At 50.6% G+C, this 18343-nt stretch carries 14 protein-coding genes; 10 read left to right on the forward strand and 4 right to left on the reverse strand.

Translation table 11 applies throughout. The features are described 5' to 3' along the window. Positions 1 to 13: 13 nt before the first annotated feature. The 6 genes from EJL91_RS14370 to EJL91_RS14395 all read left to right on the forward strand — a co-directional run bounded on the left by EJL91_RS14370 (position 14) and on the right by EJL91_RS14395 (position 8508). A complete protein-coding gene (locus EJL91_RS14370; protein ID WP_125142641.1) occupies positions 14 to 1105 on the forward strand; it encodes a type 2 periplasmic-binding domain-containing protein in 1092 nt (363 codons plus the stop codon). Positions 1106 to 1239: 134 nt separating this feature from the next. Further along, entirely contained in the window at positions 1240 to 1707 is a 468-nt protein-coding gene (locus tag EJL91_RS14375; RefSeq protein ID WP_125142642.1) for a tripartite tricarboxylate transporter TctB family protein, read from the forward strand. Between the two features lie 5 nt (positions 1708 to 1712). Further along, entirely contained in the window at positions 1713 to 3266 is a 1554-nt protein-coding gene (locus EJL91_RS14380; protein ID WP_125142643.1) for a tripartite tricarboxylate transporter permease, read from the forward strand. A gap of 74 nt (positions 3267 to 3340) precedes the next feature. Then, positions 3341 to 4678 carry a fucose isomerase gene (locus EJL91_RS14385; RefSeq protein ID WP_125142644.1) on the forward strand — a complete coding sequence of 446 codons (1338 nt, stop codon included), beginning with the start codon at positions 3341 to 3343 and terminating at the stop codon, positions 4676 to 4678. Positions 4679 to 4704: 26 nt separating this feature from the next. Then, positions 4705 to 7110 (forward strand): GH116 family glycosyl hydrolase, encoded by a 2406-nt coding sequence (locus tag EJL91_RS14390; protein WP_125142645.1) that lies wholly within the window; start codon positions 4705 to 4707, stop codon positions 7108 to 7110. A gap of 177 nt (positions 7111 to 7287) precedes the next feature. Next, positions 7288 to 8508 (forward strand): ROK family transcriptional regulator, encoded by a 1221-nt coding sequence (locus EJL91_RS14395; RefSeq protein ID WP_125142646.1) that lies wholly within the window; start codon positions 7288 to 7290, stop codon positions 8506 to 8508. Positions 8509 to 8535: 27 nt separating this feature from the next. Here EJL91_RS14395 and EJL91_RS14400 read toward each other — a convergent pair whose 3' ends face one another. After that, positions 8536 to 9570: a DUF6709 family protein gene (locus tag EJL91_RS14400; protein ID WP_125142647.1), complete on the reverse strand. Its 1035-nt coding sequence runs from the start codon at positions 9568 to 9570 to the stop codon at positions 8536 to 8538. A 222-nt stretch (positions 9571 to 9792) separates the two neighbouring features. Between EJL91_RS14400 and EJL91_RS14405 the strand changes: the two genes are divergently transcribed. Continuing rightward, positions 9793 to 10545 (forward strand): class I SAM-dependent DNA methyltransferase, encoded by a 753-nt coding sequence (locus EJL91_RS14405; RefSeq protein WP_125142648.1) that lies wholly within the window; start codon positions 9793 to 9795, stop codon positions 10543 to 10545. 103 nt (positions 10546 to 10648) lie between these two features. After that, positions 10649 to 11539, forward strand: a complete 891-nt coding sequence (hslO, locus tag EJL91_RS14410; protein WP_125142649.1) for an Hsp33 family molecular chaperone HslO — start codon at positions 10649 to 10651, stop codon at positions 11537 to 11539. 110 nt (positions 11540 to 11649) lie between these two features. Here hslO and EJL91_RS14415 read toward each other — a convergent pair whose 3' ends face one another. Together EJL91_RS14415 and EJL91_RS14420 are read right to left on the reverse strand one after the other, a co-directional pair. Beyond that, positions 11650 to 13185: a carboxylesterase family protein gene (locus tag EJL91_RS14415; RefSeq protein ID WP_125142650.1), complete on the reverse strand. Its 1536-nt coding sequence runs from the start codon at positions 13183 to 13185 to the stop codon at positions 11650 to 11652. Positions 13186 to 13406: 221 nt separating this feature from the next. After that, complete coding sequence (locus tag EJL91_RS14420) at positions 13407 to 15035, reverse strand: PucR family transcriptional regulator (RefSeq protein WP_125142651.1); 1629 nt, start codon at positions 15033 to 15035, stop codon at positions 13407 to 13409. A gap of 204 nt (positions 15036 to 15239) precedes the next feature. Here EJL91_RS14420 and EJL91_RS14425 point away from each other — a divergent pair, with 204 nt between their 5' ends. Next, entirely contained in the window at positions 15240 to 16109 is an 870-nt protein-coding gene (locus EJL91_RS14425) for an alpha/beta fold hydrolase (RefSeq protein ID WP_125142652.1), read from the forward strand. Between the two features lie 215 nt (positions 16110 to 16324). Further along, positions 16325 to 17626 (forward strand): SLC13 family permease, encoded by a 1302-nt coding sequence (locus EJL91_RS14430; protein ID WP_125142653.1) that lies wholly within the window; start codon positions 16325 to 16327, stop codon positions 17624 to 17626. Between the two features lie 182 nt (positions 17627 to 17808). Here the strand turns inward: EJL91_RS14430 and EJL91_RS14435 are convergent, their stop codons facing one another. Continuing rightward, a complete protein-coding gene (locus EJL91_RS14435; protein WP_003503473.1) occupies positions 17809 to 18009 on the reverse strand; it encodes a cold-shock protein in 201 nt (66 codons plus the stop codon). Positions 18010 to 18343 lie beyond the last annotated feature (334 nt).

The raw sequence follows: 18343 nt of genomic DNA on the forward strand, positions 1-18343 counted from the left end.
GAGGGTTTTAATTATGAAGAAAAGAGTATTAGCGCTGGCAATGGCGGCGGCAATGGCAGTTTCACTGGCAGGCTGTGGAAATTCCGGTTCGGGAGCGGCGGAGACGAAAGCGGCTTCGGACGGCCAGACGGAAGCGGCGGCCGATGCAAACGCGCCGGCAGCAGGCGGAAGCGGCCAGACAATCAAACTTATCTGTCCTTACGGCGTAGGCGGAACGGCTGATGCCATTGCAAGAAAATATGCCCTGGTAGCAGGCAAAGTTCATCCGGAATACAATTTTATCGTTGAGAATATGACCGGCGGAGACGGATTCTCCGCGGCAAACTGGTATACGGATCAGGATCCTTCCACAAAAGATCTTCTGATGTTCGGCTGCGGCGTGGCTTATCGTCATGACCTTGGAAAAGCATATCAGACAGAGGTTGTGGATTTTGACAGAAACGATATCTATCCGGTTGCGCTGGTCGATGACAGAACCTGGATTATGTACGCAAAACCGGACACCTCACTGGCAGAGATTCTCGAAAAGTCAAAAACAGGCGGGATCAAGATGTCAGGCGGCAATCCTTTATCCGATCCGCATCTGGCTCTCGGTTCCCTGATTGCACAGGAGGGCGGCAAGGTTATGGTGGTTCCTTATGATGGAGGAGCAGCCCAGAAGAAGGGATTGACGGATGGGGAAGTCGATGTGTTCGTAGGAACGACCCAGGCTGGCCAGGAAGATGTGGAAGCGGGAACGATGGTTCCGGTGCTGGCATTCTCCGATAAAAAGTTCGAGGGCTTTGTAGGACCGAACGGCCCTGTTGAGGTTCCTGGCATAGCAGGTGATGCAAAAGATCCTGCCCTGAATGCAGATACGGATTATAGCGGCTCTATTCTTCCGGCCGGGGGTTTTATCGCGGTCCGCACAGGAGCCGATCAGGCATGGATTGACGAGATAGCACAGATTTCCAAAGATGTATGGGCAGCTCCGGAGTACAGTGACTGGATTGCCGAGATTATGCTCAACAAATCCGAAGCGTACGGTGACGATGCGAAAGCCTACCTGGAGGGCGGCTGTGCCAAAGCGCTTACCGCATTTGAAACTTTGAGCGGACAGCAGTAATTACAAATGTCACTTTGTACCATCGGCGTACAGGTGGACAACATCATAAAGGGGCTGATGGGCTGCCGTCAGGCAGCCCGTTTCCCATATTACAGGAAAAATTGCAAAGACTTCGGAGAAAGGAAGTGTTGTCAGTGAAATTTAAAATTAAAACCAACTTCTGGTCCGGAATCCTTATGGGGTTGTTCAGTATTGCAATGCTGATTGCAATGCCGACCCAGGTTCGTCTCCCCATGTTTGACTCCGGTGCGCCCAGCCCGCGAATTATTCCGGGCATCTGTCTGGTGGGAACTTTGATCTGTTCCGTACTTCTGCTGATACAGAGCCTGGTATTAAAAAAAGAGAAAATTATGGAATTTGACTGGAAAAAGGAGAAGCCATGCATTATCATGATTGCCCTTCTCTGTATCTTTGTAGCGCTTGTGATTAATATCGGTTTTATTCCGGCCGTGGTAATTATTTTTCCTACCATACTGTTTTACTGCGGGGAGCGCAAACCTTTTATCTATATCTTTACGGTTGCGGCAGGGATTGGAATCTTTTTTCTGTTTAAATATGTATTCCATGTATCGCTGCCGGGCATTCCGGGACTGGGGGGTTGATTTTTATGGGAGATTTACAACAGATTATTCTCGCATTACATCAGGTGTTTACTGTCGGTAACCTGGTAATTATTTTCGGAGGCCTGGTTCTGGGTATGATCGTGGGATGTATTCCCGGCCTTTCCGTTACCCTGGGTATTATCCTGCTCCTGCCGCTTACCTATTCATTTTCATCCCCGGATACGGCTATTATTTCTCTTCTGGCCGTATATGTAGGCGGCATGTATGGCGGCTCGATCAGCGCGATTACGCTGAATACGCCGGGTACCAACTCGGCGATCGCCACGACGTTCGACGGGTATCCGTTGGCGAAAAAGGGTAAGGTGAAGAAAGCTCTGGACACCTCTTTATTCGCCTCCACCTTCGGCGGCCTGTTTTCAGCCCTGCTGCTTCTTGTCTGCGCCTCGTTCATTACGAAGCTGGTGTCCAAATTCGCATCGGTGGAGTATTTCTCGATGGCGATCCTGGGTATTTCCCTGATAGCAGGCGTCAGCGGCGACAGTCTTCCTAAGGGAATTATGTCGGGCCTTCTGGGCATCCTGATGGCATCCATCGGGGCCGATGCGGTAACGGGCGTCATGCGGTTCACTTTCGGCATCGATACCCTGCGGTACGGAATCGACATGCTGCCGGCTATGATCGCCCTGATTGCGCTGACCCAGGTGGTCCAGAAACTGAGGGACTTTGTCCTGGCAGAGGGAAAACTGGATGATATGACAAAGATTGACAATGAGGGGCTGACATTCAAGGAAGCCAAATCGATTGTTCCGGCCTGCACGCGTTCCTCCGTTATTGCATCGATCCTGGGCGCGATGCCCGGCGTGGGCGGCGGAGTGGCTCAGTTTATGTGCTACAACGAATGCCGGAGAGCTTCCAAACGTCCCCAGGACTTCGGCAAAGGGAGCCTGGAAGGAATTGCGGCGGCAGAGGCCAGTAACAATGCGGTGGTAGGCTCGGCTATGATTCCGCTCCTGACTCTGGGAATCCCCGGTGACGGAGTTACGGCGCTGCTTCTCGGGGCATTTATCCTGCACGGTATCCAGCCCGGGCCAAATATGTTTACAAAACAGGGTGTAATCGCCTATTCAATCATCCTGGGCTGCCTTGTGGCTAACCTTTTCCTGTATCCTATCGGCCTGGCCCTCACCAGGGCAGTTGCTAAAATTATCCAGGTGCGCTACACCTATCTGGCTCCGATCATTATTATCTTCTGTTTCGCCGGTGCGTTTGCAGCCACCGGAAATACGAAGGAACTGGTGCTGACCGCGGCTATTCTGGTGTTCAGCTACCTGTTGACGTTACTGGACATCTCGTCCACTCCGATGATGCTGGGAATGATCCTGGCGGATATTATGGAGATGAACTTTGTCACCAGTATGATGAGCTATGATAAAGATTACCTGATTTTCTTCAAACGTCCGATTTCCTGTGTCATTCTGATCCTGACCGTAATCCTGGTAGTTTCCATGATACGGATCAATAAAAAGGTAGAGGCATTAAACCAGGCGCAGATGGAAGAGATGATGAAGGATCAGGAGCAGGCGGAAGGAAAAGCCTGAGCCTGCAGGACGGAAAACTGAATCCGCGGGCAAAGAACTGAACCTGCGGCTGACAATGAAAAAGGAGAAAAATAATGAGCTTTCAAGTTGCTTATATTCCGATTGGCGTTGGCACATTTCATTTGGAAAGTGCACAGATCGAATTTGATAAATCTATAAAATTGCTGTCTTCCCTGACGGAGGGCGGCGTATATCCTGACAAAATGCTTTTGACACTGGACGATTTAAATGGATTTCTGGATACCATTCACCCGGATTTAATTGTCCTTCAAAACATTACCTTTGCTAATGCAGCCTATGCAAGCGAAGTGTTAAAACGCTTTACCTGCCCGGTGCTTCTCTGGACGCTGAGGGAGCCGGTGATCGACGGCGGCAGACTCCGCCTCAATTCCCTGACCGGGGCATATTCCGCGGCCAATGCCATCCGAGCATTCCGGGATGGGGAATTTGAATACGTTTTCGGCTCCCCGGAGGAGAACGAAGTGGCGGCCGAGATAGGGGCTGCGATCCGAGCCGCCGATGTACGCTGTAAATTAAGGAGTCTTAAAATGGCGGCTATCGGCCATACTCCTCAGGGCTTCGGTTTTGGCCGTGCCCTGGATGCAGAGCTACTTCACACTTTCGGAGTGACGCTGGAGGCCATCGAGGCTAGGGAACTGATCGAGAAGGCAAAAAGCTTTACGGACGAGGAGTGCGGTGAGTATCTTAAAGAAGCAAAACAGTGGATGGTGGGCATGGAAGATACTCCTGAGAAAAATGTAAAAGATTTTGCCCGCCTCTACAAGGCATACAAAGACTATGTAAAGGAGAGTGGGATCGGAGCATTGTCTTCCCGCTGCTGGCCTGACTTTTTCACTTCCTTCGGGACGCCGGTATGTTCGGTGCTCTCCCTGCTCAACGCCTCAGGTATTTCGGCGAGCTGTGAATCCGATGTGTACGGGGCTCTGTCCATGTATATCGGAAGCCAGTTGACCGGAAAGGCGGCATTCTTCGGGGATCCTGTCTCCATGGATGAAAAAGAGGGTACGATCACTTACTGGCACTGCGGTATGGCGGCCTGCTCCCTGGCCAGGAAGGATACCGGCGCCCAGGTGGGAGTGCATCCAAACAGGAAGATTGGCCCGACGATGGATTTCGGCTGCGAGGCCTGTGACCATGTGACCGTGTTCCGTGTCGGCAGAAAGACGGACGGCGCCTTCCGCTTCTTCATCGCACAGGGCGAGGCGCTCGACAAGCCGAAGCAGTTTTGCGGAACCTCCGTTGTTGTGAAGACTGAAAAAAAGGCAAAGGACGTTGTATACGGCAGCGTAAAAGAGGGATGGGAACCTCATTTTGTAGTCATTTACGGCGACGTGGCGTCGGAGCTTGAAAAACTTGCACATATGACGGGAGCGGAAATCTGCCGTTATTAGAAGAGACTGGACGGGAGGGGGTTCAGATGATAAATTTACGATATGAAAGGGCCAAAGAGTACGGCTGTTCGGTGATGGAATGTTCGGAGCCATACTACAGGGCTGTTTGCCATCACAATGCGCTGGATGCACAGTTTGTTACATGGGAACGGAATCCGGCGTTTAAAGCGCCCTGCATGCCGAAGGAGGGCAGTCATGACAGCGGCCCTTTTACCGGATTTTTCTTTGGAGGATTCGGCACTTCGTCCTTTGCAAGGGGAGCTACGGGCTTTTTTGACCGCTGGCAGCTTAAACAGGGAGTGCCGGTCATCTGCCCGATGGATAATGCCTGTCTGGAGCTGCGCTGGGCCTGCGGAGACTTGGTAAAACACAGAAAACTCAGGGTATCAGAGGACGGATTTAAAGCAGGTGAAATGGAATACCACGCGCTCTTTCCCCTGGCCTATGAAACGTATAATGCGGAGGATATGCCCTTTAGCGTGACACTGGAGAGTTACTCACCCGTAATTCCGCACAATCTGAAGGACAGCATCCTGCCGGTCACGCTCTTTAATCTCTATGTGAGTCCCAAGGGAGATGGCCCCGTAGATGTTTCCGTCTGCCTGTGCTGGCCGAATATTCTGGGATGGAAACAGCCATATGAGTCAAGCGAGATGCGTCCTGACGCAGTATGGCCCTCCCATCAGAACAGTGGAAATTATGCCTGGCTTGATCATTGCAGTGAAAATACGGTTCACATCAGGCAGGCCAGGGAAGAAGCCGGACAGGCCGATGATCTTTCCGGTGAGATTATGCTTTCGATGAAGTGCGACGGCTGGATCCCTTCTTATGATGTAATGTTTAAGGAAACGCGGGTGACGACAGGATATGGGGACGAAGACCAGATTCATACGATTGGGAAGATGCGCTATGATTTGGAACAGAAGGGGCAGCTATCTGATTATGATGAAAGCTGGCAGGCGCATTGGCATGAGCCGACGGCCTCCGCACTCTGCGCAAGGACGGTGCTGTCCTCCGAGAGTGTTTCCCTGACCTTTGCCGTGACAATGGCCCTCCCTATAACACAGTTTGGGATGGGCAGAAGGTGGTATAAGCTGTACACGGAAAATCAGGAGCTTTCTTCCGCCCGTGATATTGCTTCATATGCCCTGGAAAAGAACCGGGACTGGCTGAAACAAATCGATCAGTTTCACAGCGATGTGCTCGAATGCGGGGAATTAAAAAAGAATCTGGCCGGCGCTAAGATCAATGAGTTGTATTACCTGACTTCCGGCGGAACGGTTCTTGTGTCAAAGCCGGTAGGAGACTGGGACGAAGAGACGTCACGTCTTGGAAAACACCCCCATTTCGGATTGCTGGAGGGCTTTGACACGGGATATTACTACTACAATACACTGGATCTGTGGGTGTACGCCTTTGCAGCCCTGTCCAGGAACTGGCCCGAACTGGCAGAGTGGGGATTTGCCGATTATCTGTCAACGGCAGCCATGACAGAGACCAGACAGAATATGATTTACCGTGACAGGAAGAAGATGGATAACATGATATGGGGAAAACTGCCGCATGATCTGGGCGGCTGTGCTGAGGATCTTTTTGTACGGCTGAACGGATACAATTTCAGGGATACACCTAATATGTGGAAGGATCATAACCCGTCTTTTATTCTGGCATTTTATCTTCACAAAAAGCTTTCAGGCGCGGCGATCCGCAGAGAGGAGTACGACAGCCTGAAGATTATAATGGATTTTACGATCGCACAGGACACGCAAAATACCGGAATCCCACGTCACACCCAGTTCGGAGACAGCACCTGGGACAATCTCCATATGCAGGGACTTTCGGCTTACTGTGGCTGTCTGTGCATCGGATCATACGCGGTGATGAAAAAACTGGCTGAGGATTTCTCCGATCCGGCTCAGACTATGTACGGGGAACGCCTCCGGGCGGCGCAGAAGACGATACGGACGTTGTGGAACGGAACATATTATGTTACAAGCGAATTCGGCAAATATTCACGGGCTGTTATGGCAGATTCCCTGTTTGGCCTGCTGCTTGCAAAGAAAGCGGGGCTTGGCTGTCTGCTTCCTGAGGAGGAAATTAGAAGTCATCTGAAAGCGGCATATCAAAATAATGCAGTTTCTTTCTGCGCAGGGAAATTCGGAGCGCTTCTCGTGGCGGAACCGGGAATCCAGAATTATGAAAAGGATGGCGGCGATGAACTGCAGGTGAACGAGGTGATCGTAGGTTCCTCCCGGATCCTGGCGGCAAGTCTTCAGGAGTTTGGCCTTTGCAGGGAAGCGCAGGAATTGTCTGAAGCCATGGCGGAAACGATTGCGGAGTATGGGCTGCAGTTCCGCACACCGGCGGCGTGGAACCAGAGCGGACAGTTTCGTGCGCCGATGAATATGAGGCCTCTGGCTGTATGGCTGTAAGCCGGTTAGAATTTAGAACAGGTTCCCGTACAGGGCTACTTTTTGCTTGCTAAAAAAAACAATTGCACCTATACTAAAGAAAGGGATTGTAAAAGAAACCGTTTTTTTTGGTGACCGTGCGGGAGGGGCCGGACGGCTGCCGTTTTATAATATTGCAGAGAAGGACAGGAAGAAAAATTGGGATATACGGGAATCAATTTAGAGAATGTGAAGCTGAGCAACAGAAGCTCCATATTAAAGCTTCTCAATGACTGCGGTGCAATGTCCAGGAAAGACATTGCCATCCGGCTAAAGCTGACTCCGGCAACTGTGACTCTGATCTGTACCGAACTGATATCAGCAGGGATTCTCTGTGAAAAGGGCGAGGTGGAAGAGGAGCGGCGGGCCGGAAGGAAAAAAATCCTGATTGATATCAATTACCAGTACAGCTATGTGCTTTCTATCAGTATAGAGGCGGCGAAAACTTTTATCGCGATCAGTAACCTGAAGGGGAAGAAACTTGGGGGAAAGCAGCTGACGACCGACGGGACGGCAGCCCCGGAAAAGTTTTTAAAAAAGGTGACGGATGAGAGCAAGGCGCTGATGTGGGAGAACGGTATCGCTAAGGACGGAGTGCTGGGAATCGGCGTATCGGTGCCAGGTCCGGTTAAGCGGAGCACCGGCGTAAGCCAGCATGCGTACCGGATTTGGAATGAAGCGGTTCCGGTGGGCGAGTTCATAGGAAAACAGATGGATCTGCCTACGATTGTGGAAAATAATGTCAAGGCATTTGCGGAGGGCGAGCTGATCTATGGGAACGGAAAGGAATGGGAGAACCTTCTGTTTATCAAATGGGGGCCGGGAGTCGGTTCGGCTATCATTATCCACGGACGCCTTTACGACAGCCAGAATTCCAAAACGGCGGAGATTGGCCATTATATAGTGGAAAAGGACGGAAAACCGTGCCGCTGCGGACGCAGGGGCTGTCTGGAGACGAAGGTGGCCACCCATGCTATTGCTTCCAGAATCAGGGAAGCCTGCACGGAGGTGACCATGCCGGAGCTGTACCACCTGGTGAAGGGAGACTTAAGCCGTATTGAAGCGAGAAATATGGCGGAGTGGATGACGGTGGAGGATGAAGGAATGTGGCAGGTGCTTGATGATATCATTGAGCAGATGGCGCGGGTTGCGGTCAATACCATCACACTTCTGGCTCCGGATAAGGTAATTATCTACGGGGAGATGTTTGGACACCGGAAGGTGGAGGAACGGTTCGTGCATTTTTGCAGCCATTATGATGCATCTTACGACGGCGGTTATATTTTAAAATCACAGCTCAGTGACAGGATTGAATATATCGGTCCGCTGGCTGTTGCGGTTAATGAATTATTCCTCCTGGCGGGCAGCCAGGAGAACTGAAAAGGCGGGAGAGCCGGCTGAATACTGTCAGCCGGTTTTCCTGCCTTTCTGTTCCCGTATGTTTTTGATGATTTCCCTGGCATGCCGCCTGTTTTCCTCGGAGTATCCAAGAAGGATGCCGGTGCCGCGTTCTTCCAGGGATGAAATAATATAATCCAGATCTTCTTTTTTCTTGCCCGTAAAATCATAGGTACGTCCATCGTCGGCCATGATGTGAAGCGTATAACTCATGTGGAAATGAAAACGGGAGAGGCCGGGAAGCGCCACCCTCCGGCTGTGATAATACACCCATACAACCGATTTGAGAGGCAGAATCAGGCTTCTGACGGTATCTACATTGACAATATATCCGGGAGTCAGATAGATATTACCGGACTGGGCAATGCTGACGTGCTTCATCTCAATCTCTACCTTGGGAAGAAGGGTTCTGATTTCCCCGAAACTGCCCAGGTAGCGGAAGGTGGGGGAACGGTGAGGCTCCCAGATATAGTACAGTGAACAAAGGATGTCCGTCAGTGACAAAAACAGACAGCCGTAAGCCAGAAGATGCAGCAAAACCGTCAGGTATACGGGATAGGGCAGGGTGGAGACCGCATAAGGCGCGGTCATCTTTCTAAGGGACGTCACGGTCCAGTCAAGCCCCTCCGCCATCTCATACAGGACGGCTTCGTATTCGCTTTCCGTCATCTCAATCAGCCTGCCGCTTAAGTTGAGAGAGGGCAGATCCTCTCCGCCAGGCCTGGAAACATCCCGGTTATCCAGCAGGTAGAACTGGCAGAAACCGTCCGTCAGGGTGTAGTAATAATATCCCTCCGTGCGCCCGTTTACGACATAGTTGCAGCCGGTATACTGAAGGCCCGGCACGGTAACGGCGACGTAGGGCAGAGAACGGTTATAAAAATTTTCATAATGGCTTTTGGCATTCAGCGGCCGGGGAGAGAGAAAATTGGTTCTGGGGATTTTTATAAGGGCCGCCATGGCGGCAATCAGAAGCAGAACCGGGAAAATAAGCTGTTTTAAGAGGGCTCTGCGAATATTCTTAATAATGAAACTGTTTTTCATCGGTCTGTTCACTTTCAATAAGAACTGCGGTATCGGTATAATGGAGCAGTTACAGTGGAGTGATTAGAACCGTCTGCTCCATGCTCAGTAACAAGTATAACGCATAGAGCGTGAAATAATCAAGAACAGGTTGCTTTTAAAGAAAAAAATTGTTATGATCGGGTTACTGTTTTACCGGCAGATACCGGATTATTAAGAAGAGTGAAATGAGGTATAATAAGTATGGATGCATATACGGGTTTTGCATCGGTTTACGATATGTTCATGGATAACATCCCCTATGAGGAATGGTGCGGCTATCTCACGTCCCTGCTCCGGGAATACGGGGCGGAGGAGGGGATTCTCCTGGATTTGGGCTGCGGGACGGGAAGCCTGACCGAGCTTTTAGCGAAACAGGGCTATGATATGATTGGCGTGGATTTTTCGGAGGACATGCTCCAGATTGCCATGGAAAAGAGAGAGCAGTCCGGGCTGCCTATTCTCTATCTGCAGCAGGATATGAGGGAGTTTGAGCTGTACGGTACGGTGCGCGCGGTTGTGAGTATCTGTGACTCGATGAACTATATTCTGGAATATGAAGATTTGGTGCAGGTATTCCGCCTGGTGAATAATTACCTGGATCCCAGGGGCATTTTTATATTCGACCTCAATACGGAATACAAATACAGGGAAATCCTGGGCCAGTCCACTATCGCGGAGGACAGGGAAGAGAGCAGCTTCATCTGGGACAACGACTATGATGATGAGGAGCGTATCAATGAATACGATCTGACTCTTTTTATCCGGGAAGAAGGGGAGCTGTACCGGAAATACCAGGAAACCCACTTCCAGAGGGCATATTCGCTGGAAGAAGTGAAAACCGCCATTGAAGAGGCGGGGATGGAATTTGTGACCGCATATGACGCATTCACAAGGGAAATGCCGAAAGAGACAAGTGAGCGAATCTATGTGATAGCCAGGGAACAGGGCAAGTAGAGAAAGAAAAACATTAATCGCGAACCTCAATATAGAAGAAAAGTATCCGAAACTCCCGAAGAAGAATGAATAGAAGGGAGAATATGGACAGAAAGGACGAATTATGACAACAGACAGAGATTATATAATTAGAGCAACGGCGGCGGACGGCCAGATACGGGCTTTTGCCGCAACGACAAGAGGAGTGGTGGAGAAGGCCAGAGCCGCCCATAATACAAGCCCGGTGGCGACGGCCGCCCTGGGAAGACTGCTGACGGCAGGAGGCATGATGGGTATAATGATGAAGGGAAAAGACGATATCCTGACGCTGAGGATTGAGGGAGACGGCCCGATCGAGGGCCTTACCGTGACAGCCGACAGCGCCGGCAATGTAAAGGGATATGCCTTTAACCCTGCCGTTATGCTGCCGCCCAATGCAAAAGGCAAGCTGGACGTGGGCGGCGCTTTAGGAGTGGGCGTTCTGAGCGTGATCAGGGATATCGGCCTGAAGGAACCTTATGTAGGGCAGACCATCCTGGTTTCCGGCGAGATAGCCGAGGATCTGACCTATTATTACGCTACGTCGGAGCAGATCCCAACTTCGGTCGCGTTAGGGGTTCTGATGAACAAAGACAATACCGTGCGCCAGGCGGGAGGATTTATTATCCAGCTTCTGCCGGGGGCATCCGACGAGATTATCGATAAACTGGAGAAAAAGCTGGGAGATATGGACTCCATAACCTCCCTCCTGGACGCGGGCCGGACCCCGGAGATGATACTCGACTCCGTGATCGGTGAATTTGGCCTGGAAATCCTTGACACGATGCCGACGGAATTTTACTGCAACTGTGACAAAGCCAGGGTGGAGAAAGCATTGATCAGCATCGGAAGGAAGGAACTTCAGGAAATGATCGACGAGGGTAAAACAATCGAAGTAAACTGCCATTTCTGCAATCAGAATTACGCATTTACGGTGGAAGAGCTGAACGATCTCCTCAAGAGGGCGGTCCGGTAAGACGGCAGGGTGAACCTCGGGGAAAACATTTAGGAGAGCATAAGCATCAGGAAGAGAGGGGCGCCGGCGGGCGCCCCTTCTATACGTTTTTGTTTTTCCGGTAGTTTCATTCAATCAGCCGTTCCGGCCAGGATACCGTTTTCTGCAAACCGCTCTCTCCAGAACGCAAAATCCGCTTTCCAATAACCAGGTTCCAGGTTCCAGGTTTCGCCGATTGCCATGACATCCCCGTCAGGATGATAGGCTGGCCAGTGAGGAATGGACGGCACATTAGGGTTGCCGGAACCGGCAAAGGCCGCCCAGACGTCCATCATCTGTTCCGTCAATTTTTCCGGGGAGCCTTTGGGAATCAGGTTTCCGAAAACATAGTTGCAGGGAGCGCCGTGCAGGGCTCTGAATCCTTCCTTTGGATCCCGGAGGCGGAAGGTGAACTGATAGACCGGGATATGGGAACAGCAGGCCCTTGCAATCCATTCGCCGCCTAAACGCAGGCCGAGAACATTGTGTACCGTCATATAAGCCTCCTTGTCACTCATCTCCGGATGTAGACGGCGGAAGGCTTCCATATCGTTTTCCGTTACCTTTTTATCGGTATTTCTTTGAATAACGGATGCCTTAGTCTCCTCAGCATCCATCTTTAAAAACATCTGATCATATTCACCTTCACTGCCTCCGATCATCAGCGCCTTTACCTTAAATTCACCTTTTGCCAGGCGTTCGAAAGCATCCGTGCCGACGGTCAGTCCGTCCTGGACGGGAGAGAAGAGTTTGCTGGCTTTGCTGCCGCCAAAGCGGACGGCAAAGAGTTTTTTCTGCGCGGCCAGTATTTCTTCGGGGGACAGAGATAAAGCGCCCGAAAGTGTGGAAACTCCCGCCGACTCAAAAAATGCTCTGCCGATCTCCTCGCTGGTATCCAGGGCTACGGTGCCCAGATCGGTCATATAGGAACTCTGGCAGACCGCTTTCTGGAAATGATTTTCGGCCTCCGGGATGACCAGGAGATGGCTGATGGCATTGGAACCGGCGGAATGGCCGTACAGGGTGACATTGCCGGGATCTCCGCCGAAGGAGGCGATGTTGTGGTGAGTCCATTTGAGAGCGGCAATAATATCGAGCAGAGCCAGGTTGTTGCTGAAACGGTATCTGCCGTCCGGATCCAGGAAGGAGAGGTTCAGGCTGCCCAGCACGCCTACCCGGTAGTTACAGGCTACGACGATCAGTTCCGGATGGGCCTTAACCAGATTTTCGGGCAGATTCAGCCTTTTATAGTTATATCCCATGATGTAGGAGCCGCCGTATACCCAGAAGAGCACACTCTTTTTGGGAGCCGTCACATCGGCCGCCCAGATATTCAGATTCAGGCAGTCCTCGGAGACGGGGACATGGGGAAAATCACCGTTTCGCTCGGCAAAAAACGGATCCGGCTCTGCCTGTATCGGGGCGGGTCCGAATGCCTTTGCAGGAAGGGTTCCGCTAAAGGACACAATTTCTTCTGGTGGCTGCCAGCGTTCTGCGGTGGCAAATGGGATATTCAGGAAGGTCAGAATGCCCTCCTTACCGCGAAAACCTTCAATTTTACCGCAGGGGGTATCTACGGTTACAAAACCGGACGGTTCGGATTGTACAGTTGTAAAATCAGTGTTCATATGATTCCTTTCTCTTCAGCGCCTGTTTTTACATATGGCGTCTGTTTCTAGTTGTATCATAGTTTTTTCTTCCGGCCACAGCAATGGACGCTTTGCACAAATAAAAATCCTGCCATTGGGCAGGATTCATAAATCGTCGGAATATAGAAAAAAGTCCGGGAATTCACTTGTTTTTTACGGAGAATCCCGATAAAATAGAGAATCAGATTTAGCCGTGCGTCTTATTCGGACGCAGGAGAATATTTTTTAACCGGATGAAGCAGATCCTCCCGCCGGTAGTTTTCGGCATAGCGGACTATCATAGAGGAGAGCATCAGGATCATCTGAAGGTTCCAGTCATCCAGGCTGCGGCCGATTATCTCCTCGATCCGGTCTATCTTATTAATGACGGTATTCCGGTGAAGATACATGTCCTTTGCCGTTTTCGTGGTATTGCAGTTGTTCCTGATATAGGCTTCCAGTATTTCACAGAGGTTATCATGTTCCTCGATATCATGGCGCTTCAGTACCGTATATTTCGGCGTACACAGGTAAATCAGGTTATTTTCGTGAAAGTCATAACCAAAGCGGCCGCAGAGATCGATGAGATGGTAGGCGGTGTAATCGTCGTAATAGAAAATTCTCTGCCCCGAATTGCCGCTCAGGGCGCGGCCAAGGGAAATTACCTCCTTTGTCTGCAGGTAAATAGGCCGGATAGAGGAGACAAAGGCGGATTTATTGCCGATGGAGGCGTACGCATGGTAGCGTTCCAGCAGTTTTTGCAGGCGCTCTCCGTCGAACGGAATATCCCAGGAATCTTCTGCCGTTTTTACAAGAAGAATTAAATCACCCTGATACACCGCGGTCTGGCAGAGCGGGAAAATCTCCGACAGGGTATGAAGGATCAGGCCGGTCGGCAGGGATTTCTGACCGGGTTCAAAGGTGACTACGATGCATGTATAAAAATTGGGGGGAAGGAACGGCAGCCGGAACAGCCGGCTCTGAAGCTCCTCTTCACTCGATATACTGCGCTCAATCAGATCGCCGATCAGAGAGGAAAACTCGGCGTTGGATTCAAATTCTTCCCTGTTGTGCATCAGCGAATGTTCCCGGATCAGGGAGACAAGCAGTTTTACATAGTCAAACAGGGCCGGATCCCGGCCTGCGGATTCGGAAAATACCAGCAGGCGCCCATAGGTGCTGGAATGGTATTTTAAAGGGGCCAGAAGGCCGTAGCTGTCCGGTTCCAACAGAGCTTCATAAATGCCTTTCGGGATTAAATCCTTTTTCTGTCCGGGAACAGGCGAATTTAAAAACGTGTCAATACTGTCGGCGGAGAGGTAGCCGAAGGACAGGAGCTGCTGGATATAAGCGTTCTCGAAGGCATAATCCACATTAGAGGCGATGAGACGGTATCCGCCGTTTAACAGGAACAGAGGAACATGCAGCCGTGAAGCGGCCTCATTTAACAGCGGCTGAATCTCTTTATTGCGGCAGGCCAGGAGGCAGAGCCGGTTCATCCAGCCTGTAAAGTCGAAAAAACAGCTGTTGGCCCGGTTTAATATATCCCCGGCCGGAAGACGGCAGGAGAGAAAGGAAATGTCCGACCTGCCGAAGGGGTGTCCGTCCGAAACGCCGGCTGCGGGGCCGTCTTCCGACAGAAGGAGCATAGTTCCGTCCGGAATCAGCCCCTGCCGCCACAGCCTGGACGCAGTCCGGGAATCGGCGATGTAAACGGTCTGCTTTTCAAAAACAGTGGTCTTTTCGGAAAGCAGCTGTATATTACTGACGGTCAGATTGCTGCCCGGTGAGAACAGGCTCTGCAGCCGGCAGTCGGAAAAACTTTGCGCTAAAATCGGAAATGTGAACACGGAACGGCCTCCTTTTTCATTTTAGCACTAGGATATCAGCTTTTTAGACAAATTTCAACGAAAATGTGCGAAATGCACACGAAAACACGATACGAATCATTACTGTTCACAGCACAATGCGGTGCGGCCAGTAACTATGAATATTACCTGCGGACAGTAACAAAAAGGCCGCCGGAAGGCATAAGGCCTGGAAGGGAGAAAGGAATGCTTTTAGAATTAAAGGATACGAAGCTTTACTATGAGGAGTTTGGACAGGGAGAACGCTGTATTTTGTCGGCAATGCAGCAGCTGGACCCGGATCGGAAGGGATGGCCCTATGATTTGGCGGAAGAGGGCTTCCACGTTTTTGCAATACAGATGAGGGGGTATGGGCAGTCTGCCCACGTCATGGAGGATTATGGGGAGAAATGGTATGATATCTGGGCAGACGATGTAGCGGAGTTTGCCGCCGCCATGGGAATTGGGAGATTTTTGTATACAGGCGCTTCCGACGGGGGAGGAGTCGGCTGGCATCTCTGTCTGCGCCACCCGGAACTTTTAACCGGCTTTGCAGGGCTGGCGGCAGGCCCACACTCCAGAAGCATCGGAGCTATTTCACCCAGCCGGAAATATACGATTGACGCGGTGGGAAGCCGGGCGGCCGTGGAACAGCTGGCCATGTACCACAAACAGCGGATTCTCTATTTTGCCAAGAAGTTCGGGGATGATCCGGAGCTGAAAGCGGAATTTGAACAAAAAGCGGAGACGATTTATCGGATGAAAATGGATATGGGGCCGGAGGAGATGAGGATCCAGCCGGGAATTACACTTCCCTGGCTGAAGACCGACGAGGAGGTGCTAAAGGCGCTCTCTGAAATTCATTTCCCGGTGCTTCTGCTGATCGGCATGAAGGATGCAATGGTTCCTCTTGGCAAAACGGTCCAGCCGATAGGGGCCATTGAACATGCCAAGGCCGTGTTTTATCAGGAGGCAAACCATCTGCTGTACTATGGCCGGCGCGAAGATGTGAGGCGGGAAATTGCGGCCTTTGCGGAGGAGGCTTTTGAAAAAGACGGATGCAGGGCACGGAGATAAAGGACAGCAGAGATAAATAATAAGGGGGAGGGCGTCGGAGACAAGACTGCCCATTGAAAGGGAGTCCCTATTGTGCAGAGTATCCATTGTAAAATAGACTGAAAAAAATTATGATATGACTGAAATGATAAATAACAGACATCGCGGCATAGTATTAAACGGCAAGATATGGTTCCGGAGCGTACGCCGTGCCGCAGTAAGGGAAGGTACAACGGATGACGTGGAACGGTATAATAACTCTGATTATGATGGTACTCATTATTATCCTGCTATTTCGGGGAGTCAGCTGCCCGGGAGTGATATTCAGCACAGTGCCTATTATCGCCAGCCTGCTCATGGGTTTTGGCCCTGCACAAATTAACGGTTTTATTGGAGAGGGGTTAAAAGCCATTTCCGGCACTCTGTTTTTAATGGTCTTTGCCGTCTTGTATTTTGGACTGCTTCATGAGGCGGGTGTATTTCAGGCTCTGATCCGTCTGGTCATGCGGTTTCTGGGCAACAGCATTGCCGGCACGATGTGGGTTACCGCGCTGATCAGCGTCCTGACCCAGTTGGACGGTTCAGGGGCAACGACGGCAATCTGTACCATACCGACCATGCGTCCCGTCTATGAAAAACAGAAAATCCGCAGTGAGGCATTGCTGCTGATAGAAAGTCTTGCGTCGGGGATTCTCTGTCTGCTTCCCTGGGCGCCGGGGCTCTGTGAGGCGGCGGCTTACGTCAATGTCGATGTGTACGAATTATTTTTGTGGCTGATTCCTGTTTTGGTTTTTTCCCTTGCAGCACTTTTTCTCCTCTGTATCCCTCTTGCAGCATATGAAAAACGCCATGGAGCGGGAATGACCAGGGAAGAATTTGAGGAGATGAAGCGGGAGATAGATAAACCTCTTGAATTTCCCCTGGGAAAAGGAGTTGCGGTGTTTGACGGGATTGTCACCCTGTGTCTGATGGCGGCGCTTTTGGGCGGTATAGTGAAAACGAATTTTGCCTTCGGCCTCACATTCGGAATTCTGCTGGTGGCTAACTTCCGTGATATAGGAAGACAGAGGGAATATTTGAAAAAACAGGCGCCGATGGCGCTTGACATGGCAGTCACGATTCTGGGAGTCTGCGTGATGGTGGGCGTAAACCAGGGGACGGGCGCTATCGCCGATTTGGCGAACTGGATGGTGGCTAATACTTCGGGCAGCCTTCTTTCACATCTGCCCTTTGTGCTCTGCATCTTCAGTATGCTGCTCTCCATCACAATCGGCGGTTCCAAGAATTCCGTGGTGCTGCCCGCCATTATCCCCATGGTAGCCGCGTTTGGTTTTACGCCGGTTCAGGTGCTTGGCGCTGTATTTGCAACCGGAGTGATCAGTGCCAACTTAAGCCTTTTTAACGCGACGCCGTATCTGGCGCTGGGACTGGCGGGAGTGGAGATGAAAAGCCATTTAAAATATTCCCTTCTACCGGTATACGGATTCAGCCTGCTGATGCTGTCGTTTATGGTGGTGTCGGGAATGCTGCCGATATAGGCGGAATCATTCTTAGCCGCCACTGCACCGCCCCGTCCAACCGATTTTCATTGCCGTTCAACAAAAAGAGCCATCCGGGTGGATGGCTCTTAATTGTAATCATTTTACTTATTTCAATATAGCTTATTCACAAAATATATATTAAACATATTATGGAAAGAGGTACACTGGAAAGTTGATGATTAAAGCTTTACTACATTGGTTGCCTGTGGGCCTTTTGCTCCGTTAACCACTTCAAATTCTACCTGAGCGCCTTCCTCAAGAGATTTGAATCCGTCCATGTTCAGGCCAGAGTAGTGTACAAACACATCGTTTCCCTGCTCGTCAGAAATAAATCCGTAGCCCTTCTGGTTGTTAAACCATTTAACTGTACCTTTATTCATATGATACCTCCAAAAAAATAAAAAAAATGTTTTAACTGTAGCTATCTACAGCCTGTTCTCAGAATAGCACAATTTGGGGTGACTGTCAAACAGTTTTATGGGAAATTCAGGGAATTTCAGGGAAAATTCAATCATTTTACAACATACGGGTATTTATGGTAAAAATGTATGGGAAAAAGGGGATTCCGGGAGTGAAATACAGTGATAAAAAGAGAGAAAAGAAGGGGAGAAACGTGGTTGATAAAAGGAGAGGGCTGTTGTAAAATAAGTATCAGGCGATATTCGGGGGAAACCAGAACCTTCCGGATAAATCGGATGCGCAATCAGCGGGGAG

This window comes from Clostridium transplantifaecale, assembly GCF_900626075.1.
GTDB lineage: Bacteria > Bacillota > Clostridia > Lachnospirales > Lachnospiraceae > Otoolea > Otoolea transplantifaecalis.

What these genes read in the sequence shown, in the direction of transcription:
- EJL91_RS14370 (WP_125142641.1), top strand. Translation starts at nt 14, where the DNA reads ATGAAGAAAAGAGTATTAGCGCTGGCAATGGCGGCGGCAATGGCAGTT.
- EJL91_RS14380 (WP_125142643.1), top strand. Translation starts at nt 1,713, where the DNA reads ATGGGAGATTTACAACAGATTATTCTCGCATTACATCAGGTGTTTACT.
- EJL91_RS14385 (WP_125142644.1), top strand. Translation starts at nt 3,341, where the DNA reads ATGAGCTTTCAAGTTGCTTATATTCCGATTGGCGTTGGCACATTTCAT.
- EJL91_RS14390 (WP_125142645.1), top strand. Translation starts at nt 4,705, where the DNA reads ATGATAAATTTACGATATGAAAGGGCCAAAGAGTACGGCTGTTCGGTG.
- EJL91_RS14400 (WP_125142647.1), bottom strand. Translation starts at nt 9,570, where the DNA reads ATGAAAAACAGTTTCATTATTAAGAATATTCGCAGAGCCCTCTTAAAA.
- EJL91_RS14405 (WP_125142648.1), top strand. Translation starts at nt 9,793, where the DNA reads ATGGATGCATATACGGGTTTTGCATCGGTTTACGATATGTTCATGGAT.
- hslO (WP_125142649.1), top strand. Translation starts at nt 10,649, where the DNA reads ATGACAACAGACAGAGATTATATAATTAGAGCAACGGCGGCGGACGGC.
- EJL91_RS14415 (WP_125142650.1), bottom strand. Translation starts at nt 13,185, where the DNA reads ATGAACACTGATTTTACAACTGTACAATCCGAACCGTCCGGTTTTGTA.
- EJL91_RS14425 (WP_125142652.1), top strand. Translation starts at nt 15,240, where the DNA reads ATGCTTTTAGAATTAAAGGATACGAAGCTTTACTATGAGGAGTTTGGA.
- EJL91_RS14430 (WP_125142653.1), top strand. Translation starts at nt 16,325, where the DNA reads ATGACGTGGAACGGTATAATAACTCTGATTATGATGGTACTCATTATT.
- EJL91_RS14435 (WP_003503473.1), bottom strand. Translation starts at nt 18,009, where the DNA reads ATGAATAAAGGTACAGTTAAATGGTTTAACAACCAGAAGGGCTACGGA.